General features: G+C 74.4%; 24 protein-coding genes. 21 read left to right on the top strand and 3 right to left on the bottom strand.

Annotated features, from left to right (window positions below; all coding sequences use genetic code 11):
• The first annotated feature begins 35 nt into the window (after window positions 1-35).
• From hisG to pheT, 9 genes are all read left to right on the top strand, one after another.
• Window positions 36-881 carry an ATP phosphoribosyltransferase gene (gene hisG / locus ABZ452_RS22135; protein ID WP_357945948.1) on the top strand — a complete coding sequence of 282 codons (846 nt, stop codon included), beginning with the start codon at window positions 36-38 and terminating at the stop codon, window positions 879-881.
• Entirely contained in the window at window positions 878-1,840 is a 963-nt protein-coding gene (locus ABZ452_RS22130; RefSeq protein ID WP_357945945.1) for a DMT family transporter, read from the top strand. Before hisG ends, ABZ452_RS22130 begins: the two co-directional genes overlap by 4 nt.
• Window positions 1,837-2,310: a PH domain-containing protein gene (locus tag ABZ452_RS22125; RefSeq protein ID WP_357945943.1), complete on the top strand. Its 474-nt coding sequence runs from the start codon at window positions 1,837-1,839 to the stop codon at window positions 2,308-2,310. Before ABZ452_RS22130 ends, ABZ452_RS22125 begins: the two co-directional genes overlap by 4 nt.
• A 317-nt stretch (window positions 2,311-2,627) precedes the next feature.
• Window positions 2,628-3,278 (top strand): translation initiation factor IF-3, encoded by a 651-nt coding sequence (gene infC, locus ABZ452_RS22120; protein ID WP_357945940.1) that lies wholly within the window; start codon window positions 2,628-2,630, stop codon window positions 3,276-3,278.
• An 18-nt stretch (window positions 3,279-3,296) separates the two neighbouring features.
• Complete coding sequence (gene rpmI, locus ABZ452_RS22115) at window positions 3,297-3,491, top strand: 50S ribosomal protein L35 (RefSeq protein ID WP_151461610.1); 195 nt, start codon at window positions 3,297-3,299, stop codon at window positions 3,489-3,491.
• 32 nt (window positions 3,492-3,523) lie between these two features.
• The gene (rplT, locus tag ABZ452_RS22110; protein ID WP_091263835.1) at window positions 3,524-3,916 is read left to right on the top strand and encodes a 50S ribosomal protein L20; all 393 of its coding nucleotides are present in this window, start codon (window positions 3,524-3,526) and stop codon (window positions 3,914-3,916) included.
• A gap of 32 nt (window positions 3,917-3,948) precedes the next feature.
• Complete coding sequence (locus ABZ452_RS22105; protein WP_357945937.1) at window positions 3,949-4,833, top strand: RNA methyltransferase; 885 nt, start codon at window positions 3,949-3,951, stop codon at window positions 4,831-4,833.
• A gap of 171 nt (window positions 4,834-5,004) precedes the next feature.
• Window positions 5,005-6,078, top strand: coding sequence for a phenylalanine--tRNA ligase subunit alpha (gene pheS, locus ABZ452_RS22100; RefSeq protein WP_357945934.1), 1,074 nt, complete (start codon window positions 5,005-5,007; stop codon window positions 6,076-6,078).
• 40 nt (window positions 6,079-6,118) lie between these two features.
• The gene (gene pheT, locus ABZ452_RS22095) at window positions 6,119-8,668 is read left to right on the top strand and encodes a phenylalanine--tRNA ligase subunit beta (RefSeq protein ID WP_357945931.1); all 2,550 of its coding nucleotides are present in this window, start codon (window positions 6,119-6,121) and stop codon (window positions 8,666-8,668) included.
• A gap of 50 nt (window positions 8,669-8,718) precedes the next feature.
• Here pheT and ABZ452_RS22090 read toward each other — a convergent pair whose 3' ends face one another.
• On the bottom strand, window positions 8,719-10,434 hold the full coding sequence (locus tag ABZ452_RS22090) for a beta-1,3-glucanase family protein (RefSeq protein ID WP_357945928.1): 1,716 nt from the start codon (window positions 10,432-10,434) through the stop codon (window positions 8,719-8,721).
• Window positions 10,435-10,675: 241 nt separating this feature from the next.
• Between ABZ452_RS22090 and ABZ452_RS22085 the strand changes: the two genes are divergently transcribed.
• From ABZ452_RS22085 to argH, 9 genes are all read left to right on the top strand, one after another.
• Complete coding sequence (locus ABZ452_RS22085; protein ID WP_357945925.1) at window positions 10,676-11,875, top strand: low temperature requirement protein A; 1,200 nt, start codon at window positions 10,676-10,678, stop codon at window positions 11,873-11,875.
• 121 nt (window positions 11,876-11,996) lie between these two features.
• Window positions 11,997-12,998, top strand: coding sequence for an N-acetyl-gamma-glutamyl-phosphate reductase (argC, locus tag ABZ452_RS22080; protein WP_357945922.1), 1,002 nt, complete (start codon window positions 11,997-11,999; stop codon window positions 12,996-12,998).
• Between the two features lie 55 nt (window positions 12,999-13,053).
• Window positions 13,054-14,226 (top strand): bifunctional glutamate N-acetyltransferase/amino-acid acetyltransferase ArgJ, encoded by a 1,173-nt coding sequence (argJ, locus tag ABZ452_RS22075; protein WP_357945919.1) that lies wholly within the window; start codon window positions 13,054-13,056, stop codon window positions 14,224-14,226.
• Complete coding sequence (gene argB / locus ABZ452_RS22070; protein WP_357945916.1) at window positions 14,223-15,110, top strand: acetylglutamate kinase; 888 nt, start codon at window positions 14,223-14,225, stop codon at window positions 15,108-15,110. The genes argJ and argB overlap by 4 nt, the downstream gene beginning before the upstream one ends.
• Window positions 15,107-16,303: an acetylornithine transaminase gene (locus ABZ452_RS22065; RefSeq protein WP_357945913.1), complete on the top strand. Its 1,197-nt coding sequence runs from the start codon at window positions 15,107-15,109 to the stop codon at window positions 16,301-16,303. Before argB ends, ABZ452_RS22065 begins: the two co-directional genes overlap by 4 nt.
• Window positions 16,300-17,223, top strand: coding sequence for an ornithine carbamoyltransferase (gene argF / locus ABZ452_RS22060; RefSeq protein ID WP_357945911.1), 924 nt, complete (start codon window positions 16,300-16,302; stop codon window positions 17,221-17,223). The genes ABZ452_RS22065 and argF overlap by 4 nt, the downstream gene beginning before the upstream one ends.
• Window positions 17,220-17,735, top strand: a complete 516-nt coding sequence (locus ABZ452_RS22055) for an arginine repressor (protein WP_262287227.1) — start codon at window positions 17,220-17,222, stop codon at window positions 17,733-17,735. Before argF ends, ABZ452_RS22055 begins: the two co-directional genes overlap by 4 nt.
• Window positions 17,732-18,937 carry an argininosuccinate synthase gene (locus ABZ452_RS22050; RefSeq protein ID WP_357945907.1) on the top strand — a complete coding sequence of 402 codons (1,206 nt, stop codon included), beginning with the start codon at window positions 17,732-17,734 and terminating at the stop codon, window positions 18,935-18,937. Before ABZ452_RS22055 ends, ABZ452_RS22050 begins: the two co-directional genes overlap by 4 nt.
• Window positions 18,938-19,016: 79 nt before the next feature.
• Window positions 19,017-20,480: an argininosuccinate lyase gene (gene argH / locus ABZ452_RS22045; RefSeq protein WP_357946311.1), complete on the top strand. Its 1,464-nt coding sequence runs from the start codon at window positions 19,017-19,019 to the stop codon at window positions 20,478-20,480.
• Between the two features lie 39 nt (window positions 20,481-20,519).
• On the opposite strand, the gene ABZ452_RS22040 is transcribed toward argH, so the two are convergent.
• Both ABZ452_RS22040 and ABZ452_RS22035 read right to left on the bottom strand, forming a co-directional pair.
• Complete coding sequence (locus ABZ452_RS22040; RefSeq protein ID WP_357945904.1) at window positions 20,520-20,873, bottom strand: MmcQ/YjbR family DNA-binding protein; 354 nt, start codon at window positions 20,871-20,873, stop codon at window positions 20,520-20,522.
• 93 nt (window positions 20,874-20,966) lie between these two features.
• Complete coding sequence (locus ABZ452_RS22035) at window positions 20,967-21,392, bottom strand: DNA-binding protein (protein ID WP_357945902.1); 426 nt, start codon at window positions 21,390-21,392, stop codon at window positions 20,967-20,969.
• 91 nt (window positions 21,393-21,483) lie between these two features.
• Here ABZ452_RS22035 and ABZ452_RS22030 point away from each other — a divergent pair, with 91 nt between their 5' ends.
• From ABZ452_RS22030 to ABZ452_RS22020, 3 genes are all read left to right on the top strand, one after another.
• Entirely contained in the window at window positions 21,484-22,101 is a 618-nt protein-coding gene (locus ABZ452_RS22030) for a DNA-3-methyladenine glycosylase (RefSeq protein WP_357945900.1), read from the top strand.
• A gap of 81 nt (window positions 22,102-22,182) precedes the next feature.
• A complete protein-coding gene (locus tag ABZ452_RS22025; RefSeq protein ID WP_357945897.1) occupies window positions 22,183-23,265 on the top strand; it encodes an exo-alpha-sialidase in 1,083 nt (360 codons plus the stop codon).
• Window positions 23,266-23,541 (top strand): ubiquitin-like small modifier protein 1, encoded by a 276-nt coding sequence (locus ABZ452_RS22020; RefSeq protein ID WP_357945894.1) that lies wholly within the window; start codon window positions 23,266-23,268, stop codon window positions 23,539-23,541. It abuts the gene before it with no gap.
• Window positions 23,542-23,626 lie beyond the last annotated feature (85 nt).

Here is a 23,626-nt window from a genome sequence, read left to right as displayed (position 1 = left end):
CCGCTGATCACCTGATCGATCGAAGGAGCACTCCCATGCTGCGTGTCGCCGTACCCAACAAGGGCGCCCTGGCCGAGTCGGCCGCCGGGATGCTGCGCGAGGCGGGCTACCGCCAGCGCACCGACCCGAAGGACCTGGTCTGCCGGGACGAGCCCAACGACATCGAGTTCTTCTACCTGCGTCCCAAGGACATCGCCACCTACGTCGGCTCGGGCGACCTGGACGTCGGCATCACCGGCCGGGACCTGCTGGTCGACTCCGGCGCGCCGGCCGAGGAGGTCGTCGACCTCAACTTCGGCCGGGCCACCTTCCGGTTCGCGGCCCGCCCCGACGACGTGGACTCGGTCCAGCAGCTCGGCGGGCACCGGATCGCCACCGCGTACCCGGGGCTGGTCGAGCGGCACCTGGCCGAGCTGGGCGTCAAGGCGGACGTGATCCGCCTGGACGGCGCGGTGGAGAACGCCATCCGCCTCGGCGTGGCCGACGTGGTCGCGGACGTGGTGGAGACCGGCGCCACCCTGCGCCAGGCCGGCCTGGTGGTCTTCGGCGAGCCACTGCTGCGGTCCTCGGCGGTGGTGGTCCGCCGGGCCGGCGCCGCCGGCTCCGCCCAGCAGGAGCAGCTCCTGCGCCGGCTGCACGGCGTGCTGGTCGCCCGCCGCTACGTGATGCTCGCCTACGACGTGCCGGCCGGCCTGCTGGACCGGGCCAGCTCGCTCACCCCGGGCATCGAGTCGCCGACCGTCTCCCCGCTGCACCGGGAGGGCTGGGTGGCCGTGCAGGCCATGGTGCTGCGCGACGACGTGCACCGGATCATGGACGAGCTCTACGAGCTGGGCGCCCGGGCCATCCTGGTCACCAACATCCACGCCTGCCGCCTGTGAAGCCGCTGCCGGTTCCGGCCGCCCTGGCCGTGGTCGTCCTGGGCGGGGTGGCCTCGGCCGCGCAGGGCGTGGTCAACGCCGAGCTGGGGGAGCGGGCGGGCGACCCTCTCGTCGGCGCCATGGTCAACAACCTCGGCGGTTGCCTGATCGTGCTGCTCGGGCTGGTCGCCGTCCCGTCCATGCGGGCCGGGCTGGCCGGGCTGCGCCACTCCGGCCTGCCCTGGTGGGCCTACCTGGGCGGGCTGGGCGGCGCCGCCATCGTGGTGATCGGCCCGTTCGTCGTGCCGGCGCTCGGGGTGGCGGTCTTCACGATCGCCCAGGTGGCGGGCGGCAGCCTCGGCGGGCTCGCCGTCGACCGGGTCGGCCTCGCCGCGACGGGCCGGCTGGCGCTCACGCTGCCCCGGGTCGTCGGGGCGCTGCTCGGGATCGCCGCGGTGACCATGGCCCAGCTCGGCCGGCCGGTCGGCGACCTGGCGGTCGGTCTGGTGCTGCTCTCGGTGGCCGGCGGCCTGGCGGTGGCGCTGCAGTCCGCGCTCAACGGACGGGTCGCCGCGGCGATCGGTCCGGCCGCCGGGCTGGCCGTGAACTTCGCGGTCAGCACCTCGGTGATCGCCGCGGTGGCCGCGCTGGCCGGGGCGCTGGCCTCCCGCCCGACCTGGCCCACCCAGTGGTGGCTCTACGTCGGCGGCCTCTTCGGCGTCGGCATCGTGCTCGCCCTGCTGGTCGGCGTGCGCGCCGCCGGGGTGCTGCGCACCGGCCTGGCGCTGGTGGCCGGTCAGCTCGGTGGGGCCCTCGTGCTGGACGTGGTGGTGCCCGGCGGGGCCGGGGTGCGGCTGCCGGTCCTGGCCGGGGCGGTGCTCACCGGCGCGGCGGTGGTCGTGGCCGGCGTGCGGCGGCGCCGCCCGGTCCGTGTGGCGGCGGAACGTACGCCCGAGCCGGATGGCAGACTGGTTTCGTGAACGATTCAGTGGTGACCGTGCGGCCGCGGCGGGTCCGGGTGGTCTGCTGGGCGTCGGCCGTCACGCTGCTCGTGGTGTTCAGCCTGGTGGCGACCTCCCTGACCGGCGCGACCGGCGACGGCTACGGCAGCTTCCAGCGGGGCGACCAGCTCGCCATGGTGGGGCTTGGCGTCTTCGGGGCCCTCGGCTTCCTGCTCTTCACCCGCCCCCGGGTGGTGGCCGACGGCCGGGGTGTCCGGGTCCGCAACGTGATCGGCTCGTACGACCTGCCCTGGGAGGTGATTCGCGGGGTCCGGTTCGACCGGGGCGCCCCGTGGGCCAGCCTGGAGCTGCACGACGACGACCTGCTGCCGATGGTCGCCCTCCAGGCCGCCGACAAGGAGCGCGCCGTCGAGGCGGTCCGCGCCCTGCGCCGCCTGCACCAGGCCCACCTGGCCGCCCTGGCCGGCGACCCGGCCGTCCCGCGCTGACCGCCGCGCCCCGGTTTGGGGCGGGCTGGTCCGAGGGTGTAGTGTTGCGGAGTCGACCAGACCGCCCTGTGGGCGGTCCTGAAGCGGAGCGCCTGCTCCCACCCGAGTCGCCCCCGTAGGTGGCCGGGTCCCGGTCTCCCGGTTCCGGGCACGTCCCGGTTCCGGATGCGCGATCCTGTGATCGTGCCGACCGGTCGAGTGGGCCCTGGCATACGCCGGGGCCTTCTGCTTTCCGGGTCGGCTCCCGTCCGGGAGCCCGCGGAGTCGGCACCACGGAAGACTCGACTCGAGGAGGCCCCATCAGCGTCGAACCACGCGTGAACGAGCAGATCCGGGCACGTGAGGTCCGACTGGTCGGCCCTGAGGGTGAGCAGGTGGGCATCGTCCCGCTGGAGCGCGCCCTGCAGCTGGCCGCGGACGTCGACCTGGACCTGGTCGAGGTTGCGCCGATGGCGCGCCCGCCGGTGTGCAAGCTCATGGACTTCGGCAAGTTCAAGTACGAGAGCGCACTCAAGGCGCGCGAAGCGCGGCGTAACCAGCAGCAGACCGTCATCAAGGAGATGAAGCTCCGGCCGAAGATCGACCCGCACGACTACGAGACCAAGAAGGGTCACGTGGTGCGGTTCCTCAAGGCGGGCGACAAGGTCAAGGTGACGATCATGTTCCGCGGTCGCGAGCAGAGCCGCCCGGAGCTGGGTTACCGGCTCCTGCGCCGGCTCGAGTCCGAGATCACGGACCTGGGATACGTCGAGGCCGCGCCGAAGCAGGACGGCCGAAACATGATCATGGTTCTCGCTCCGCACCGGGCCGTGAAGGCCTCCGCGGTCGCCGCCACGGCGTCCCGCGGTGGGCCCCGGGACCGGGCCGCGGAGGAGTCGGAAGCCCCGGCAGGTGGCGAGACCCCGGCGGCCGGCGAGACCGCAGCAGCCGGCGAGACCGGCCCGACCGCTGACACCAGCGGCCAGTAACAGGGAGAGACGTTCCACATGCCGAAGATGAAGAGCCACACGGGTACGGGCAAGCGGGTCAAGGTCACCGGCACGGGCAAGATCGTCGCCCAGCAGGCCGGCCTCCGCCACAAGCTGGAGAAGAAGCCCTCCACCCAGACCCGCCGGCTGACCGGCACGGTCGAGCTGGCCAAGGCCGACACCAAGCGCATCAAGAAGCTGCTCGGCCGCTGACGCGCGCCACCTGAACCGAAGAAGGAGTTGAGATGGCACGCGTCAAGCGGGCTGTGAACGCCCAGAAGAAGCGTCGTACCCTGCTGGAGACCGCGAGCGGCTACCGCGGTCAGCGCTCCCGGCTCTACCGCAAGGCCAAGGAGCAGGTGCTGCACTCGATGCAGTACTCCTACCGGGACCGTCGTGACCGCAAGGGCGACTTCCGGCAGCTCTGGATCCAGCGGATCAACGCCGGCGCCCGGGCCAACGGCCTGACCTACAACCGGCTCATCCAGGGCCTGCGCCTGGCCGGCATCGAGGTCGACCGCAAGATCCTGGCCGACCTGGCCGTCAACGACGCCGCGGCGTTCGCCGCGATCGTCGAGCTGGCCCGCGCCGCCGTGGCGGCCGAGGGCACCGGTGGCGCCGCGGCCCAGGCCGCCTGATCCACCCGCACCAGCAGATCGAGGCGTCTCCCATGCCGTCAGCACCGCACGGGAGGCGCCTCGACGCTGTTCCCGGCCCGTTCACCCCGCGTACCCCGCGGGTGGTCGCCGCCCGCCGGCTCCAGCGCCGGCGGGACCGGGAGGCCACCGGCCGGTTCCTGGCCGAGGGGCCGCAGGCCGTCCGCGAGGCGCTCGCCCGCGCCGGCACCGTGGTCGAGCTGTTCGGCACCCCGGCCGCCCTGGACCGGCACGCCGACCTCGCCGCGCTCGCGGCCCGGGCCGACGTGCCGGTCTCCGAGGTCACCGACCAGGCGCTCGCCGCGCTCGCCGAGACCGTCGCGCCGCAGGGCCTGGTCGCCGTCTGCCGGCACCTCGACGTACCCCTGGACGACGCCCTGGCGCGCGGACCGCGCCTGGTCGCGGTGCTCGCCGAGATCCGCGACCCCGGCAACGCGGGGACCGTCCTGCGCACCGCCGACGCGGCCGGCGCCGGCGCGGTGATCTTCGCCGGGGACGCCGTCGACCCCTACAACGGCAAGTGCGTGCGGGCCTCCGCCGGCAGCCTGTTCCACGTCGACGTGGTCCGCGCCACCGACCCGGTCGCCGTGGTCGCGGCGCTGCGGGCCGCCGGGCTCACCGTCCTCGCCACGACCGGGTACGGCGACAGCGACCTCGACGACCTCGCCGACGCCGGCCGGCTGGCCGCCCCGACCGCCTGGCTCTTCGGTTCCGAGGCGCACGGGCTGCCCGAGGAGCTGACCGCCGCGGCCGACGCCCGGGTCCGGGTGCCGCTGCACGGGCGCGCCGAGAGCCTGAACCTGGCTGCGGCCGCGGCCGTCTGCCTGTACGCTTCAGCCAGAGCACTGCGCCGACCCGCGGGTCCGCGCGGCCACACAGCAGGGGAGTCAGCCGGATGATGAACGCGCCTCGGCGTTCGTTTAGCCAGCCCGCCGGTGTCGGCGGGCGGCGGGCCTGACCCTTCCTCCTGCGCGATCTCCCACCGGCGGGCTGCGGCGAAGCCGCGCGTCCGTAGACTCGCCTAGCCGCCCGTGAGGGCCGGCGCCGCCGTGAGGGAGTGCCCGTACGCCATGAGCTACCGCAACGATCCGTACGACCCGAAGCAGGTCGCCCTGCTCGACCCGGACGCCCTGGCCGCGGCCGTGGCCGACGCCGAGAAGGCGTTCGCCGCCGCCGCCGACCCGGACGCGCTGACCGCGCTGCGCCCCGCGCACCTCGGGGACCGGTCCCCGGTGTCCCTCGCGCGCCGGGAGATCGGCGCGCTGCCGCCGGCCGCGAAGTCCGACGCCGGCAAGCGGGTCAACGAGGCCCGCCGCGCCATCGAGACCGCGTACGCGGCCCGCCAGGAGATCCTGGAGCGCGAGCAGGCCGAGCGGGTGCTGGTCGAGGAGCGGGTCGACGTGACCCTGCCGTACGACCGGCGGCCGCGCGGCGCCCGCCACCCGTTGAGCACCCTCATGGAGCAGATCAGCGACCTGTTCGTCGGGATGGGCTACGAGGTGGCCGAGGGCCCCGAGGTCGAGCTGGAGTGGACCAACTTCGACGCCCTGAACATCCCCGCCGACCACCCGGCGCGCGGCCTCATGGACACCTTCCACATAGCGCCTCCGGCCGGTGCGGACAGCTCGGGGCTGGTGCTGCGCACCCACACGTCGCCGGTGCAGGCGCGCACCATGCTGACCCGCAAGCCCCCCATCTACGTGGTGGTGCCCGGCCGGGTCTACCGCACCGACGAGCTGGACGCCACCCACGCGCCGGTCTTCCACCAGGTCGAGGGCCTGGTGGTCGACAAGGGAATCACCATGGCGCACCTGCGTGGCACGCTCGACCACTTCGCCCGGGCCATGTTCGGCGAGGGCGCGAAGACCCGGTTCCGGCCGCACTACTTCCCGTTCACCGAGCCGTCGGCCGAGTTCGACGTCTGGTTCTCGGAGCACCGGGACGGCCCGCAGTGGGTCGAGTGGGGCGGCTGCGGCATGGTGAACCCGCGGGTGCTGCGCGCCTGCGGCATCGACCCGGAGGTCTACTCCGGATTCGCCTTCGGCATGGGCATCGACCGGACCGTGATGTTCCGGCACGGGGTCAGCGACATGCGGGACATGGCCGAGGGCGACGTGCGGTTCACCCGCGCGTTCGGGGTCTGACGGTGCGGGCACGAGTTACGGAGACGGTGGTTTAACAGTCATGCGAGTTTCTGTCAGTTGGCTGCGGGAGCACGTCGACCTCCCGGCCGACCTGCCCACCGGCGACCTGGAGCAGGCGCTGGTCGACCTCGGCATCGAGGTCGACTCCGTGGTGGACCTGCGGGAGACCGTCACCGGGCCGCTGGTCGTCGGTGAGGTGCTGGAGATCGAGGAGCTGACCGGCTTCAAGAAGCCGATCCGGTTCTGCCGGGTGGACGTCGGCGCCGCGAACGGCACCGGCGAGCCGCAGGAGATTGTCTGCGGGGCGCGCAACTTCGCCCAGGGCGACCGCGTCGTGGTCATCCTCCCCGGCGGCGTGCTGCCCGGCGACTTCCACATCGGCGCGCGCAAGACCTACGGGCGCAACTCGAACGGCATGATCTGCTCCGCCAAGGAGCTGGGCCTGGGCGATGACCACTCGGGCATCATCGTGCTGCCCGAGGACTCCCCGGCCAAGCCCGGCGACGACGCGCGCCCGGTGATCGGCCTCGACGACGTCGTGGTCGAGCTGGAGATCACCCCGGACCGCGGGTACGCGCTCAGCGTCCGGGGCCTCGCCCGCGAGCTGTCGCACGCCCTCGGGGTGCCGTTCCACGACCCGGCCGACGGCCCCGCCCCGGGCGCGACGGCAGAGCCGGCGTACCCGGTCGAGGTGCGCGACACCGTCGGCTGCGACCGGTTCGCCGCCCGCATGGTCCGCGGTGTCGACCCGACCGCGCAGACCCCGGGCTGGATGTCCCGGCGGCTGACCGTGGCCGGCGTCCGCAGCATCTCCCTGCCGGTCGACATCACCAACTACCTGATGCTCGAACTCGGCCAGCCGATGCACGCCTTCGACGCCGACCGGATCCGCGGCCCGCTGGTGGTCCGCCGCGCCGAGCCGGGGGAGAAGCTGACCACGCTGGACGGTGTCACCCGCACGCTGGTCGCCGAGGACATGGTCATCTGCGACGACACCGGGCCGGTCTCGCTGGCCGCCGTGATGGGCGGCGAGACCAGCGAGGTCGTCGCCTCCACCACCGACGTGCTCTTCGAGGCGGCGCACTGGGACCCGGCCATGGTGGGGCGCACCGCGCGGCGGCACAAGCTGTTCAGCGAGGCGGCCAAGCGCTGGGAGCGGGGCGTCGACCCGGCGCTGCCGCTGGTCGCGCTGGAGAGGGCGGTCCGGCTGCTCACCGAGCACGCCGGCGGCACCGTGGGCGCCGAGATCCTCGACCTCGACCACGTCCGGCCGCGTACGCCGGTGGCGCTGCCGGTGGACCTGCCGTCGCGGCGGGTCGGCGTGGCGTACCCGCCGGAGCGGGTGGTGGAGCTGCTGGAGCAGGTCGGCTGCGCGGTCACCCGGGGCGACGACCGGCTCGGCGACGACCCCGGCGAGACCGGTGTCGCCGCCGCGGGCGGCGGTGCCGTGCTGAGCGTGACCCCGCCGAGCTGGCGGCCCGACCTCACCGACCCGGCCGACCTGGTCGAGGAGGTCGTCCGCCTCGACGGCTACGACCGGGTGCCGTCGGTGCTGCCCACCGCGCCCCCCGGCCGTGGCCTCACGGCGCCGCAGCAGCGCCGCCGGGCGGTCGCCCGGTCGCTCGCCGAGCGCGGGTACGTCGAGGTCCTGGCGCACCCGTTCGTCTCCGCGGAGCTGGCCGACCAGCTCGGCCTGCCGGCCGACGACCCGCGCCGCCCCGCCGTGCGGGTGGCCAACCCGCTGTCCGAGGAGGAGCCGCTGCTCCGCACCACGCTGCTCGGCCCGCTGCTCGGCATCCTCAAGCGCAACGTCGGCCGGGGCCAGCGGGACGTCGCGATCTACGAGATCGGCGTGGTGTTCCACCCGCGTCCCGGCGCGGGCGCCCCGCCGGCCATGGGCGTGGACCGGCGCCCGACCGACGAGGAGTTCGCCCGCGCCGACGCGGTGGTCCCGGACCAGCCGCGGCACGTCGCCGTGGCGCTCACCGGGGAGATGGAGCCGACCGGCTGGTGGGGCGCGGGCCGAGCGGCCGGCTGGGCGGACGCCGTCGAGGCGGGCCGGACGGTGCTGGCCGCCGCCGGCATCCCGGCCGACCGGGTCACCGTCCGGGCCGCCGAGCGCGCCCCCTGGCACCCCGGGCGCTGCGCCGAGCTGCTGGTCGACGGCACGGTCGTCGGCTATGCCGGTGAGCTGCACCCCACCGTGGTGGCCACGCTGGAACTGCCCCGGCGCACCAGCGCCATGGAGCTGAACCTGGACGCGCTGCCCGAAGCGCCGGTGGTGTCCGGCCCGGCCGTCTCCACCTTCCCGCCCGCCCTCATCGACGTGGCGCTCGTGGTGGACGAGTCGGTCCCGGCCGCCGAGGTGGAGCGGGCCCTCGCCGAGGGGGCCGGCCCGCTGCTGGAGGACGTCCGGCTCTTCGACGTCTACGCGTCCGAGCAGCTCGGCGCGGGCCGCCGGTCGCTGGCGTACAAGCTGACGTTCCGGGCCCCGGACCGCACCCTCGCGGGCGAGGAGGCGGTGGCCGCCCGGGACGCGGCGGTGGCCGAGGCGGCCCGCCGCTTCGGCGCCACCCTGCGCGGCGCCTGACGGCGGACCGGACGGGCGCCACCCACCACGGGTGGCGCCCGTCCGCGCGGTCAGCCGGTGTACGGCAGCGTGATCCGGGAGGAGTCGCCGACGCCCAGCGTGGTCGGGGTGCCGCCGATGGCGTTCCACACCTCGACCCGCACGGTGCCGCCGGCCAGGTCGCCGAGGGTGCCGGTGGCCGAGCGCAGCCCCTGGGTCTGCCGGTAGTGCTCCCAGCCGGGCACCGGGTCGGTGGCGAAGTAGGCGTACGTCTCCACCCGGTCCCAGCCGCCGTCGCCGGTCCGGTCGTACGAGATCCGCACCTGGACCCCGTCGCCCACCGCCGTGCCGGCGTCGACGGAGAGGTCGAAGGCGGTGGCCCCGCCCGTCCACCGGCCGGTGAGACCCCGGGCCGTGAAGACCTGCGCGTTGGTGGGCGTGCCGTCGTGGTTGCCCCCGGCCGCGGCCAGGCTCACCGTGCCCGGCGCGCCGGTGGACGGGTCGAGCCCGCCGCCGGCCCGCAGGTAGCGGGTGGCGCTGAACGGGCCCGGGGTGGCCGTGGTCGACGGGCTGGGCGAGGGGCTCGGGCCGCCGCCGGGGCCGAACGGGCTGAGCGTGATGCCGGCGGCCCGGGGGTCGCCGTCGTGCACCAGCGACTCCTGGTTCAGCACGTCGTCGAAGGCGAACCCGTACGCCTTCCCGTCGGCCATGTTGGCGTGCACGATCCGGGAGTAGTGGTTGGTCAGCGTGCCCCGGTAGAAGTCGGCCGGGCCGCCGGAGGGCTGCAGGTCGAGGGTGCCCAGCGTGGAGCGGTGCAGGGCGGCGCAGAGGGTCCGGGCGATCGGGCCGACGACCTGGTCGTTCGGTGCGGCCAGCGCGCCGTCGCAGCCCCAGACGTCCGCGCTGGACGGCCGGCGGAACGTGGCCACCTGCCGGCCGCCGCCGTCGGTGAACGTCATCAGGTCCCCGCTGGTGCGCCCGAGGTACCGGACACCCGGCTGGTCGGTGAAGGGCGCCACGGTGAGGGCCCTGGTCGCGTACGCCTGCCAGGCGGAGGCGATGTAGGGGTCGAGGTAGGTGCGGCTGAACAGCCCGGCGTCGGCGGCCTTGCCGGGGGCGAGCACCCGTAGCACCGTGCCGTCGGAGTGGGTCTGCACGGCGCCGCTCCAGCCCGACTGGGCGCGGATCGCGGCGATCACCTTGTTGCGCCCGTCGTCGACCGGTTGCCCGGTCCGCCGGGTGGTCCCGGTGGCGCCCGTGACGCTCACCGCGTGCGGCACGGCGAACATGTCCACCTGGGAGCTGTTGAGCCAGAGCCCGGCGTCGTTGTAGGTGAACTCGGACCAGTCGAACAGCAGGTCCCGGTTGGGGTCGCCGGCCGCCCAGGGTGCGGGCTGGACCAGGCCGTCCGGGGTGAGGAAGAGCTTGAGCTTGGCGCCGAAGGAGAAGTAGACCCGGCCGGAGAGGTTGCGGGGCAGCCGCAGCACGGTGCTCGCTCCGTTGGCCGGGCCGGGCACCGCGACGTCGGGTGCGGGGGTGGGCGGCAGGCCGCCGGCCGGCCAGGGGGTGAAGGCGCCGCCGGCGGTGACGTAGCCGAGCCGGCCGGTGGCCAGGTCGGTGCCGAGCACGTACAGCCAGGTGGCGTCGGTGCGTCCGGTGGCGTTGGTGACGGTCAGCGGGAGCAGCGCGGGGCCGGTGGCGCGGGCCAGCGAGGCGGCCGCCACCGCGCCGCTGGTGGCCAGCGCGAGCGCGAGCAGGGCGCGCAGCAGGGTCCTGGGGGTGGGCACGGGAGGCTCCTTCCACCCGCCGCGGCCTGCGGCGGGCGCGGGGTGGTGGGCGTGGTGGGGGTGGCGCGGACGCGGGCGGGACGACCCGGGAGAGCGCTCTCTCAGAATCGGCCACGCATGGGCACCTGTCAATGCAAGGGTGCCGTGCGTATTCACGCGCCACCCCGTGAGCCGTCCTCACACCTCCTCCGTCGTGGCCTGGAATACTGGCCCAAACGGGGCTGAAGTAGGGCAGATTCGGATGGCCGTGCGGGGCGGGGCGTGGGAGCTGCCGGGGAGTCGTGAGCCCCCACGGCGGGCCGGTTTCGTCGAACTGCTCTTCGACGTGGTGCTCGTCTTCGCCTTCAACCGGCTCACCGACCGCCTGTACGGGCAGCTGGACTGGCAGGGCTTCTACTCGGCGCTGGTGCTCACCATGGCGCTGTGGTGGCTGTGGTACCGGATGGCCTGGACGACCAACCGGTACGACCCGACCCGCCCGATGGTGCAGGTCATGGTCGTCGTGACCATGTTCGGCGCCCTGCTGCTGGCGGCCGCGCTGCCGGCGGCCTTCCGGGACCGGGCCGTCGTCTTCGCCACGGTGTACGTCGCCGTGGAGGTGCTCCGCCATCTCTGGCTGGTGCTGTTCGGTGGGGACGGGTACCAGCGCCTGGTCAGTGTCCGGATCGTCTTCTGGGCGTGCCTCTCCGCGGTGCCCTGGCTCGCCGGGATCTTCACCGACCGCCCGACGCGGCTCGTCCTGTGGAGCCTCGCGGTCCTCATCGACTACGCCGGAGGGCTGCTCGACTTCCCGACACCCCGGCTGGGCCGCGCCGGGCTGCGGGGCCAGCCGATCGCCGAGGAGCACCTGACCGACCGCTACCGCCAGGTGCTGATCATCGCCTTCGGCGAGAACATCCTCACGTCGGGCATCCAGTTCAGCCCGTACGGCTTCGAACGGGAGCGGACCGCCGCGCTGGTGGTGTCGTTCGTGCTCACCGTGCTGCTCTGGCAGATCTACTACTACCGGGCGGGGGAGCTGCTTCCCCTTGCCATCGCCCGGTCCCGGTCCCCGGCCTACGTCGGTGACCTCGCGTCCTACGCGCATCTGATCATGGTGATCGGCGTCGCGGTGACCGGTGTGGGGGACAAGCTGATCATCTCGCACCCGGCCGGCGGAACCCAGCTGTCCTGGGTCGTTGTGATCTTCGGCGGCCCGGCGCTGTTCCTGGTCGGCCGGGCGATGCTCGACTACGCCGCGTTCAGCCGCATCTCCTGGTCGCGGCCGATCGGGATAGCGGTGCTGGCGGTCCTGGCTCCGGCGACCGTCGTGCTGCCGCCCCTGCTGGTGGCCACGGTCGCGACCCTGGCGGTGGCCGGCGTGGCGGCCTCGAACGCGATCAGCTGGCGGATGTTTCCGAGGGAGATGGCGCCGCCCTCCGGCCTGCCGCCCGAGCGCTGAGAGGGGGCGCGCCGCGCCCACGGGCCCGCACACGACTCGAAGTTCATGCAGTCCACTGCATGAACTTGCGGCTGCCGATCATCGCTGATACCGTCATCTGCATAGTCATGCGGAGGTGAGTATGGGCATCCGGGTCGCGGTCGCCGGGGCGAGCGGCTACGCCGGCGGCGAGCTGCTCCGTCTGCTCGCCGGGCACCCCGAGTTCGAGCTGGTCGCCGCCACCGCCCACGCCTCGGCCGGCCGGCCCGTCGCCGCCGTGCACCCGCAGCTCGCCGGGCTGGACCTGATCTTCGGGGCGACCGACCCGACCACCCTGGCCGACGCGGACCTGGTCTTCCTGGCCCTGCCGCACGGCCAGTCGGCGGCCCTCGCGGCGGCCCTGCCCGCCGCCGTCAAGGTGGTCGACCTCGGCGCGGACCACCGGCTGCGCGACGCCGGCGCCTGGGCCCGCTACTACGGCGGCGACCACGCGGGCGCCTGGACCTACGGCCTCCCCGAGCTGCCCGGCCAGCGCGCCGCCATCGCGGCCGCGACCCGGGTGGCCAGCACCGGCTGCTACGCGGTCGCCACCACCCTGGCGCTCGCCCCGCTGATCGGCGCCGGCGCCGTCCTCCCCACCGACGTGGTGGTGGTGGCCGCCTCCGGCACCTCCGGCGCCGGCCGGGCCGCCAAGCCGCACCTGCTGGGCAGCGAGGTGATGGGCGACCTGTCGCCCTACAAGGTCGGCGCCCACCAGCACGTGCCGGAGATCAAGCAGGCCACCGGGGCGGCCAGCCTCTCCTTCACCCCGGTCCTGGCCCCCATGCCGAGGGGCATCCTGGCCACCGTCACCGCCCTTCCCGCCGCCGACGCCGACCCGCGCGAGGTGCTCGCGGCGGCGTACGCGGACGCGCCCTTCGTGCACCTGCTGCCCGAGGGGACGTGGCCGCACACCGCCGCCACGGCCGGCTCGAACTCCTGCCACCTGCAGGCCACCGTCGACGCCGACTCCGGGCGGGTGATCGTGGTCAGCGCCATCGACAACCTGGGCAAGGGCGCGGCCGGCCAGGCCGTGCAGAACGCCAACCTGATGTTCGGCCTCCCCGAGACCACCGGCCTTCCTGCCTTTGGAGTAGCGCCGTGAGCGCGAGGAGTGCAGCGAAGCGGAGCCCCGCAGTCGCGAACGAAAGGACGGCCCAGTGACCGTCACCACCCCCCGGGGCTTCCGCGCCGCCGGCGTGGCCGCCGGCCTCAAGGCCAGCGGCGCCGGCGACGTCGCCCTCGTCGTCAACGACGGCCCCGACGCCGGTGTCGCCGGCGTCTTCACCGCCAACCGGGTCAAGGCCGCCCCGGTGCTCTGGACCCAGCAGGTCGTCCGCGGCGGCGTGGTCCGCGCCGTGGTGCTCAACTCCGGCGGCGCCAACGCCTGCACCGGCCCGGCCGGCTTCCAGGACACCCACGCCACCGCCGAGCACACCGCCGCCGCGCTCACCGCCAGCAGCCCCCGGCTCATGGTCGGCGCCGGCGAGGTGGCGGTCTGCTCCACCGGCCTGATCGGCGAGCGCCTGCCCATGCAGAAGCTCCTCCCGGGCGTCCGCGGCGCGGTGCGCGGCCTGTCCCGCGACGGCGGCCGGCCGGCGGCCGAAGCGATCATGACCACCGACACCCGGCCCAAGACCACCGTGGCCCGGGGGAGCGGCTGGACGGTCGGCGGAATGGCCAAGGGCGCCGGGATGCTCGCCCCGGCCATGGCCACCATGCTCTGCGTGCTCACCACCGACGCGGTGGCCGGGCCGGAGACCCTGGACGCCGCGCTGCGGGCCGCCACCCGGGTCACCTTCGACCGGGTCGACTCCGACGGCTGCATGTCCACCAACGACACCGTGCTGTTGCTGGCCAGCGGCGCCTCCGGCCTCGAGCCCACCGCCGCCGAGCTGACCGCCGCGGTGACCGCCGCCTGCCACGACCTGGCCCAGCAGCTGATCGCCGACGCCGAGGGCGCCACCAAGCAGATCGCCATCGAGGTGGCCGGCGCCGCCGACGAGGACGACGCGGTCGAGGTGGGCCGCTCGGTGGCCCGGAACAACCTGGTCAAGACCGCGCTGTTCGGCAACGACCCGAACTGGGGACGGATCCTCGCGGCCGTCGGCACCACCGCCGCCGCGTTCGAGCCGGACGGCGTGGACGTCGCGGTCAACGGGATCTGGGTGTGCCGGGGCGGCGCCGCCGCCGAGGACCGGGCCAAGGTCGACCTCACCGGCCGCGACGTCACCATCCGGATCGACCTGCACGCGGGCGACGCGGAGGCGACGATCTGGACCAACGACCTGTCGCACGCCTACGTGCACGAGAACTCGGCGTACTCCTCATGAGTCTCACCGCCGACCTCACCCGGGCCCAGGCCAAGGCCGAGACGCTGATCGAGGCCCTGCCCTGGCTGGCCCGCTTCTCCGGCGCCACCGTCGTGGTCAAGTACGGCGGCAACGCCATGGTCGACCCCGACCTGCAGCGGGCGTTCGCCGCGGACATGGTCTTCCTCCGCTACGCCGGCCTCAAGCCGGTCGTCGTGCACGGCGGCGGCCCGCAGATCTCCGCCATGCTCGGCCGGCTCGGCATCGCCAGCGAGTTCAAGGGCGGCCTGCGGGTCACCACCCCCGAAGCCATGGACGTGGTCCGGATGGTCCTCGTGGGGCAGGTCGGCCGGGAGCTGGTCGGCCTGATCAACGCGCACGGTCCGTTCGCGGTCGGCCTCTCCGGCGAGGACGCCGGCCTGTTCACCGCGGTGCGCCGCCCGGCGTACGTGGACGGGGAGCCGGTCGACGTCGGGCAGGTCGGCGACGTGGAGTCGGTGGACGTCTCCGCGGTGGCCGACCTCATCGCGGCCGGCCGGATCCCGGTCATCTCCACGGTCGCGCCGGACGCCGACGGGGTGCTGCACAACCTCAACGCCGACACGGCCGCCGCCGCGCTGGCCGTCGCCCTCGACGCGCGCAAGCTGGTCGTCCTCACCGACGTCCCCGGCCTCTACGCCGACTGGCCCGACACGACCAGCCTGGTCAGCGAGATCACCACCGACGACCTGGCGAAGCTGCTGCCCTCCCTGGAGTCCGGGATGGTCCCGAAGATGGAGGCCTGCCTGCGGGCCGTGCGCGGGGGAGTGCCCGCCGCGCACGTCGTCGACGGCCGGGTCGCCCACTCCACGCTGCTCGAGGTCTTCACCTCGGAAGGGTTCGGAACGATGGTGATCGACTCATGAGCACGCTCGTCGAACGCTGGCGCGCGGCCATGATGGACAACTACGGCACCCCGCCGCTGGCGCTCGTCTCCGGCTCCGGCGCCGTCGTGGTCGACGAGGCCGGCCGGGAGTACGTCGACCTGCTCGGCGGCATCGCGGTCAACGCCCTCGGCCACGCCCACCCGGCCGTGGTGGCCGCCGTGTCCAGGCAGGTCGCCACCCTCGGGCACGTGTCGAACCTGTTCGTCGCCGAGCCCCCGGTGGCCCTGGCGGAGCTGCTGCTGGCGCTGGCCGGCCGCCCCGGCCGGGTGTTCCTCGCCAACTCGGGCGCCGAGGCCAACGAGGCCGCGTTCAAGCTCTCCCGGCTCACCGGGCGCACCCACGTGGTGGCCACGCACGGCGGCTTCCACGGCCGCACCATGGGCGCCCTGGCGCTCACCGGCCAGCCGGCCAAGGCCGACCCGTTCCGCCCGCTGCCCGGCGAGGTCACCCACGTGCCGTACGGCGACGCCGCCGCCCTGGCCGAGGCGGTCACCGACGCCACCGCCATGGTGATCGTCGAGCCGATCCAGGGCGAGAACGGCGTCGTCGTCCCGCCGCCCGGCTACCTGGCCGAGGCCCGCCGGATCACCGCCGCGCACGGCGCGCTGCTGGTGCTCGACGAGGTGCAGACCGGCGTCGGCCGCACCGGGCACTGGTTCGCCCACCAGGCCGACGGCGTCGAGCCGGACGTCGTGACCCTGGCCAAGGGGCTCGGCGGCGGGCTGCCGCTCGGCGCCTGCCTGGCCTTCGGGCGGGCCGCCGACCTGCTCACGCCCGGCTCGCACGGCACCACGTTCGGGGGAAACCCGGTCAGCTGCGCCGCCGCGCTCGCCGTGGTCGCCACCATTGCCAACGAGGGGCTGCTCGACCACGTGAAGCGGGTCGGGGAGCGGCTGCGCCGCGGCGTCGAGGCGCTCGGCCACCCGCTCGTCACCGAGGTCCGCGGCGCCGGTCTGCTGCTCGGCATCGTGCTCGACGCGCCGGTCTCCGGCGCGGTGGCCGGCGCGCTGCGCGAGGCCGGCTTCCTGGTCAACCCGGTGCAGCCGGGCGTGGTTCGGCTCGCGCCGCCGCTGATCCTCGACGCCGGCCAGGTCGACGCCTTCCTCGCCGCGCTGCCGGCCGCCCTCGACGCCGCCGCGCCCGCACCCATCGCCACGGAGGTCCCCGCATGACCCGGCACTTCCTGAAGGACGACGACCTCTCGCCCGTCGAGCAGGCCGCCGTGCTCGACCTGGCCGCCCGGATGAAGGCCGACCGGTTCGCCCACAAGCCCCTGGCCGGCCCGAGGTCGGTGGCGGTGCTCTTCGACAAGCAGAGCCTGCGCACCCGGATCTCCTTCGACGCGGGCATCGCCGAGCTGGGCGGGCACCCGCTCGTGGTGGACACCCAGGTCACCCACTTCGGCCGGGGCGAGACCCTCGCCGACGCCGGCCGGGTGCTGTCCCGCTACGTCGCCGCCATCGTGCTGCGCACCCACGGCGACGACCGGATCGCCGAGGTCGCCAGCCACGCCACCGTGCCGGTGGTCAACGCGCTCACCGACACCTACCACCCCTGCCAGCTCCTCGCCGACCTGCTCACCGTCCGGGAACGCTTCGGCGCCACCGCCGGGCGCACCCTCGCGTACGTCGGGGACGCGGCCAACAACATGGCGCACTCCTACCTGCTGGCCGGGGCGACTGCCGGGATGCACGTGCGGATCGCGGGCCCGGCCGGCTACCAGCCGGACGCCGAGATCGTGGCCCGGGCCGAGAAGATCGCCGCCGGCACCGGCGGTTCGGTCCGGGTGCTCACCGACCCGGTCGAGGCGGTCCGCGCCGCCGACGTGGTCGCCACCGACACCTGGACCTCGATGGGCCAGGAGTCCGACGGCCAGGACCGGGTCACGCCGTTCCTGCCGTACCAGGTCAACGGGGCGCTCCTCGGCCACGCCGCGGCCGGGGTGATCGTGCTGCACTGCCTGCCCGCCCACCGGGGCGAGGAGATCACCGACGAGGTGCTCGACGGGCCGCACAGCGCCGTGTTCGACCAGGCGGAGAATCGCCTGCACGCCCAGAAGGCGCTGCTGACGTTTCTCCTGGAGGCATCATGACCGCACCGCTGACCCGTGCCGCGCGGCACGGCCGCATCGTCGAGCTCATCCGCGACAAGGCTATCCACTCGCAGACCGAGCTGGCCGACCTGCTCGCCGGTGACGGCATCCAGGTCACCCAGGCCACCCTCTCCCGGGACCTCAAGGAACTGGGGGCGGTCACCGCGCGCGGCGGCGACGGGCGCGGCGTCTACCTGATTCCGGAGGACGGCCACCGGCCGCTGCGGGAGGCCGAGGCCGCACCGGCCCGCCTCGTCCGGCTGCTGCGCGAGCTGCTCAACGGCGTCGACTCCAGCGGCAACATCGCCGTGCTGCGCACCCCGCCGGGCGCAGCCCAGTACCTGGCCAGCGCGTTGGACCGAGCGGGCCTGTCCGAGATCGTCGGCACCATCGCCGGCGACGACACCATCCTCGTCGTGGCCCGCGAGGCCGACGGCGGCGCCGCGTTGGGCGACAAGCTCGCCGCGTGGGCCCGCCGGGAAGAGAACGTTGAAGGGAGCACCACACCATGACCGAGCGGGTCGTCCTGGCGTACTCCGGGGGTCTCGACACCTCCGTCGCCATTCCCTACCTGGCCGAGCAGACCGGCGCCGAGGTGATCGCCGTGGCGGTCGACGTCGGCCAGGGCGGCGAGGACCTGAACGCCATCCGGCAGCGCGCGCTGGACTGCGGCGCCGTCGAGTCCGAGGTGGTCGACGCGCGCGACGAGTTCGCCGCCGAGTACTGCCTGCCGGCGATCCGGGCCAACGCGCTGTACATGGACCGCTACCCGCTGGTCTCCGCGCTGTCCCGGCCGCTGATCGTCAAGCACCTGGTGGCCGCGGCGCAGAAGCACGGCGGCACCATCGTGTCGCACGGCTGCACCGGCAAGGGCAACGACCAGGTCCGCTTCGAGGTCGGCCTGAACGCGCTCGCCCCCGAGCTGAAGATCATCGCCCCGGCCCGCGACTTCGCCTGGACCCGGGACAAGGCCATCGCCTTCGCCGAGGAGAAGGGCCTGCCGATCGACGTGTCGGCGAAGTCGCCGTACTCCATCGACCAGAACCTGTGGGGACGCGCGGTGGAGACCGGCTTCCTGGAGGACATCTGGAACGGCCCCATCGAGGACCTCTACTCCTACACCGCCGACCCGGCGCAGGAGCGCGACGCCGACGAGGTGGTCATCACCTTCGACGCCGGCGTGCCGGTCGCCGTCGACGGCGAGACCGTCACCCCGTACCAGGCGATCCTGGAGCTGAACCGGCGCGCCGGCGCGCAGGGCGTCGGCCGGCTCGACATGGTCGAGGACCGCCTGGTCGGCATCAAGAGCCGCGAGGTCTACGAGGCCCCCGGCGCGATCGCGCTGATCGCCGCCCACCAGGAGCTGGAGGCGGTCACCGTCGAGCGGGACCTGGCCCGGTTCAAGCGCGGCGTCGACCAGCGCTGGGGCGAGCTGGTCTACGACGGCCTCTGGTTCTCGCCGCTCAAGAAGTCGCTCGACGCGTTCATCGACGACGCCCAGCAGCACGTCTCCGGCGAGGTGCGGCTCACCCTGCACGGCGGCCGGGCCACCGTCACGGGTCGGCGCTCCGAGGCCAGCCTGTACGACTTCGGCATGGCCACCTACGACACCGGCGACACCTTCGACCAGTCCCTGGCCAAGGGCTTCGTGCAGCTCTGGGGCCTGCCCAGCAGGATGGCCGCCGCGCGGGACGCCCGGCTGGGCGGACGCTGATCGTGAGTGCGAACGCGAGGGGTGAAGGAGCGAGCCGAGTGAGCCCCGCAGTCGGGAGCGAAAGGTGAGCGCTGCCACAATGGGTGGGGTGGACGACAAGAGCCTGACCGAGAACAGCGCCCCCGCCAACCGGACGAGCCTCTGGGGAGGCCGGTTCGCCGGCGGCCCCGCCGAGGCGCTGGCGCGGCTGTCGGTGAGCGTCCAGTTCGACTGGCGCCTCGCCCCGTACGACATCGCCGGCTCCCGGGCGCACGCCCGGGTCCTGGCCGGCGCGGGCCTGCTCGACCCCGAGGAGCTGGGGAGGATCCTGGCCGCGCTGGACGACCTGGAGGCCGCCTGCGCCGCCGGGACGTTCCGGCCCACGATCGACGACGAGGACGTGCACACCGCACTGGAGCGCGGCCTGCTGGAGCGGCTCGGCAGCCTCGGCGGCAAGCTGCGCGCCGGCCGCTCCCGCAATGACCAGGTCGCCACCGACCTGCGGCTCTACCTGCGCGACCACGCGCGCGGCGTGGCCGCCCGGCTGGTCGAGCTGGCCGAGGCCCTGGTGGAGCAGGCGGAGCGGCACGTGGACACGGCCGCGCCCGGCATGACCCACCTCCAGCACGCCCAGCCGGTCACCTTCGGGCACTGGCTGCTCGCCCACGTGCAGCCGCTGCTGCGGGACCTGGAACGGCTGCGGGACTGGGACCACCGGTGTGCCGTCAGCCCGCTCGGCGCCGGGGCGCTCGCCGGCTCCGGCCTGCCGCTGGACCCGGTGGCCGTCGCCAAGGAGCTGGGGTTCCGCACGTCGTTCGCCAACTCGATGGACGCGGTGGCCGACCGGGACTTCGTGGCCGAGTTCCTCTTCGTCACCGCGATGATCGGCGTGCACCTGTCCCGCCTCGGCGAGGAGGTGGTGCTCTGGACGTCGCAGGAGTTCGGCTGGGTCGAGCTGGACGACGCGTTCGCCACCGGTTCGTCGATCATGCCGCAGAAGAAGAACGCGGACATCGCCGAGCTGGCCCGGGGCAAGTCCGGCCGGCTGGTCGGTGGACTGATGAGCGTGCTCACCATGCTCAAGGGCCTGCCGATGACCTACGACCGCGACATGCAGGAGGACAAGGAGCCGGCCTTCGACGCGGTCGACACCCTGGAGCTGCTGCTGCCCGCCCTCGCCGGGATGATCTCGACGATGACGGTCCGCGTCGACCGGCTGGTGCCCGCCGCGCCGGCGGGCTTCTCCCTCGCCACCGAGGTCGCGGACTGGCTGGTCCGGCGGAACGTGCCGTTCCGGGAGGCGCACGAGATCACCGGCCGGCTGGTGGCGCTCTGTGTGGCCCGCGACTGTGCCCTGGACGAGGTGTCCGACGACGACCTGGCCGCGGTCAGCGAGCACCTCGACCCCTCGGTGCGCGACGTGCTGTCGGTGCGCTCCGCCCTGGCTGCCCGGATCACGCCCGGCTCGACCGGCCCCGGGCCGGTGGCCGACCAGCTCGCCACGGCCGCCGACAGGCTGGCCGGCTGGCGGGAGTGGGCCGCCGAGCGGGTCGTGCCCCGCTGAGCGCGACACCCCGCGCGGTGGCCCGGCCGCCGCGCGGGGTCAGGCCGTCGGCCGCTCGCGCTTGGGCAGCTTCGCCACCACCGCGTCGTACGACCCGTCGACCGCCTCGATGAGCTCCTCGTCCGGGATGGCGCCGTCGAGCCGCAGCGTGTTCCAGCCGGAGCGGCCGATGTAGGGGGAGGAGCGGGCGTCGTCGGGGAACCGGTGCAGCCACTCGTCGGCCACCTCCCGGGACGGCCCGCACTTGAGCCCCACCCGGGCCTCACCCTCGGGCGCGCCGAGGAAGGCGAAGATCCGGCTGCCGACCTTGACCACCTCGTCGCCCTCCCACGGCTGGTCCAGCCAGGCGCCCGGCTTGGCCAGGCAGTAGGACCGCATCTCCTCGCGCTTCATCGCACCCCTCCCGTGCCGTCCACCGGCACAGTCTCGCCCGCGGCTGCGACAGTCGCCGGCCCCGCCACCGCGCCGCCCCCTGGTGGACCGGGATCAGTCGCCGGTGCCGGTGCGCACGGTGAGCCGCTCGTAACGCTGCCGGGCCGCCTGCGCGCTGCCCAGCCCCAGCCCGAAGGCGATCGCCTGCCAGGTCAGGCCCCGGCCGCGGGCCACCTGCAGCAGGCCCGCCTCCAGCGCGTCGACCTCGGCGCGCACGTGCGGGATAAGGGTCAGCGCGGCGGTCAGGTCGGCCTGGTCGACCGGCTCCTCGCCCTCCGCCAGCTCCGCCCCGCCCGCGAGCGCCATCACCAGCGTCGCCGCCTCGTAGGCGTCGGGGACGTCGGGGTGCGCGTAGCGCCGGCGGCGGGCGTCGGTGCCGGCGTGCCGCTCGGCGATCCGCAGCAGCGCCGCGTAGTTGCGGTGAGCCCGGGCCTGGGCAGCATCCGGAGCGGTGAACGGGTCGTTGTCCATCGTGACCATGTCGTCGATTCCACACCCTTGAACGACATTTTGTCAACAGCCCGTTGAAAGCAATTCGTGCTCACCTCTCGGATCCCGCTAGGGTTTCCCGGTGACCGCGACCGACCTCTCCGTCCTCTCCGACCTGCTCGCCGGCCCGGTGGTTCCCGCCGCCCGGGGGTTGCTCGGCTGCCGGCTCACCGGTCACGGGGTCACCGTCCGGATCACCGAGGTCGAGGCGTACGCGGGCACCGCCGGTGACCCGGCCTCCCACGCCCACCGGGGCCGCACCCCGCGCAACGCCGTGATGTTCGGCCCGGCCGGGCACGCCTACGTCTACTTCACCTACGGCATGCACTGGTGCGTGAACGTGGTGACCGGGCCCGACGGCGAGGCCTCGGCGGTGCTGCTGCGCGCCGGCGAGGTGGTCGACGGCCTCGACGCCGCGCGGGAGCGCCGCCCGGCCGTACGCAAGGACGTGGATCTCGCGCGCGGTCCGGCCCGGCTCTGCGCGGCGCTCGGCATCGACCGGTCCGTCTACGGTGCCGACCTGCTCGGCGACGGGCCGGTGCGGCTGCGGCCCCCGCTCGCGCCGGTGCCCGAGGCGGCGGTCACGGCCGGCCCCCGGGTCGGCGTCACGGGCGCCCACGACGTGCCCTGGCGCTTCTGGATCACGGGCGAGGAGACGGTGAGCGCGTACCGCCGGCACGTGCCCCGCGCCCGGCGCTGACCGGCGCGCGGCGCGCCGGGAGTGAATCCTGTCGGTGGGTGTGGCGATAATCACGGCACCCATCGATGAGGGAGGACCGGCATGACGACGCTGCTCGCGATCGGCACCGGCAAGGGACTCTTCCTGGCCACCAGCACCGACCGGCGCGACTGGGCGGTGAGCGGCCCGCACTTCCCGATGACCGGGGTCTACGCGGTGGCCGTCGACAAGCGCCCCGGCCGTCCCCGACTGCTCGCCGGCATGACCAGCTCGCACTTCGGCCCCAGCGTGGCCACCAGCGACGACCTGGGCGAGTCCTGGCACGAGCCGGGGCAGGCGCCGGTGGCGTTCCCGGCCGACACCGGGGCCAGCCTGGGGCGGGTCTGGCAACTCACCCCCGCCGGCCCGGACCAGCCCGACGTGGTCTGGGCGGGCGCCGAACCGTCCGCGCTCTTCCGCTCCGAGGACGGCGGGCGCAGCTTCAGCCTGGTTCGGGCGCTCTGGGACCATCCCCACCGTGAGCAGTGGGGCGCCGGCTTCGGCGGCCAGGCCGTCCACAGCGTGCTCCCGCACCCGGGCGACCCGGGCCGGATGGCGGTGGCCATGTCCACCGGCGGGGTCTACCGCACCGAGGACGCGGGAGCGAGCTGGGCGCCGGGCAACACCGGGATCCGGGCCTACTTCCTGCCCGACGAATGGCCCGAGTTCGGTCAGTGCGTCCACAAGATCGCCCGGGACGCCGGCGACCCCGAGCGGCTCTACGCGCAGAACCACCACGGGGTCTACCGCTCCGACGACGACGGGCGCAGCTGGACCTCGATCGCCGCGGGCCTGCCCAGCGACTTCGGCTTCCCGATCGTCGCCCACCCGTCCCGCCCCGGCACCGTCTACGCCTTCCCGCTGACCGCCGACGGCGAGCGGTTCCCCACCGACCGGCGCTGCCGGGTCTACCGCTCGGCCGACGCGGGCGCGAGCTGGGAGCCGCTCACCGCCGGCCTGCCCGACGGACCCTTCTATCCCTCGGTGCTGCGCGACGCCATGAGCGTCGACGACCACGACCCGGCCGGCGTCTACTTCGGCACCCGCTCCGGCGAGGTCTACGCCAGCGCCGACGAGGGCGACTCCTGGTCGCTGGTCGCCGCGCACCTGCCCGACGTGCTCTGCGTCCGGGCCGCGGAGGTCTGAGTGGTCACCGTGCTGCTGCCCGGCCCGCTCCGGTCCGAGACGGGCGGGGAGAGCCGGCTGACCGTGGCCGCCGGCGGCACCCTGCGGGCGGTCCTCGACGAGGTGGCCGCCACCTGGCCCCGGCTGGCTCGCCGCATCCGCGACGAGCGGGGCGACCTGCGCCGCTACGTCAACGTCTACGTCGACGGCGAGGACTGCCGCCACACCGGCGCCCTGGACACCCCGGTGCCCGAGAACGCCGAAGTCCAGATCCTCCCCTCGGTGGCGGGCGGCTGACCCCGCTCCCCGTGGCGGCCGCCGGCCGTGAGGTGGGCCACCCCGGAGCGGGTGCCGCGCGGAATAGTTGCTTCGTCAACTATGT

The sequence above is a fragment of the Micromonospora sp. NPDC005707 genome (genome assembly GCF_040631005.1).
GTDB lineage: Bacteria > Actinomycetota > Actinomycetes > Mycobacteriales > Micromonosporaceae > Micromonospora.
This window is presented reverse-complemented; position numbering and strand designations above follow the sequence as displayed.

Coding starts and splice junctions, on each gene's coding strand:
- ABZ452_RS22105 (WP_357945937.1), top strand. CDS start 3,949: ATGCCGTCAGCACCGCACGGGAGGCGCCTCGACGCTGTTCCCGGCCCG.
- argB (WP_357945916.1), top strand. CDS start 14,223: ATGAGTCTCACCGCCGACCTCACCCGGGCCCAGGCCAAGGCCGAGACG.
- ABZ452_RS22055 (WP_262287227.1), top strand. CDS start 17,220: ATGACCGCACCGCTGACCCGTGCCGCGCGGCACGGCCGCATCGTCGAG.
- pheT (WP_357945931.1), top strand. CDS start 6,119: ATGCGAGTTTCTGTCAGTTGGCTGCGGGAGCACGTCGACCTCCCGGCC.
- rpmI (WP_151461610.1), top strand. CDS start 3,297: ATGCCGAAGATGAAGAGCCACACGGGTACGGGCAAGCGGGTCAAGGTC.
- hisG (WP_357945948.1), top strand. CDS start 36: ATGCTGCGTGTCGCCGTACCCAACAAGGGCGCCCTGGCCGAGTCGGCC.
- ABZ452_RS22035 (WP_357945902.1), bottom strand. CDS start 21,392: ATGGTCACGATGGACAACGACCCGTTCACCGCTCCGGATGCTGCCCAG.
- argC (WP_357945922.1), top strand. CDS start 11,997: ATGGGCATCCGGGTCGCGGTCGCCGGGGCGAGCGGCTACGCCGGCGGC.
- ABZ452_RS22065 (WP_357945913.1), top strand. CDS start 15,107: ATGAGCACGCTCGTCGAACGCTGGCGCGCGGCCATGATGGACAACTAC.
- ABZ452_RS22040 (WP_357945904.1), bottom strand. CDS start 20,873: ATGAAGCGCGAGGAGATGCGGTCCTACTGCCTGGCCAAGCCGGGCGCC.
- argF (WP_357945911.1), top strand. CDS start 16,300: ATGACCCGGCACTTCCTGAAGGACGACGACCTCTCGCCCGTCGAGCAG.
- ABZ452_RS22050 (WP_357945907.1), top strand. CDS start 17,732: ATGACCGAGCGGGTCGTCCTGGCGTACTCCGGGGGTCTCGACACCTCC.
- ABZ452_RS22025 (WP_357945897.1), top strand. CDS start 22,183: ATGACGACGCTGCTCGCGATCGGCACCGGCAAGGGACTCTTCCTGGCC.
- rplT (WP_091263835.1), top strand. CDS start 3,524: ATGGCACGCGTCAAGCGGGCTGTGAACGCCCAGAAGAAGCGTCGTACC.
- argH (WP_357946311.1), top strand. CDS start 19,017: ATGGGTGGGGTGGACGACAAGAGCCTGACCGAGAACAGCGCCCCCGCC.
- pheS (WP_357945934.1), top strand. CDS start 5,005: ATGAGCTACCGCAACGATCCGTACGACCCGAAGCAGGTCGCCCTGCTC.
- ABZ452_RS22085 (WP_357945925.1), top strand. CDS start 10,676: ATGGCCGTGCGGGGCGGGGCGTGGGAGCTGCCGGGGAGTCGTGAGCCC.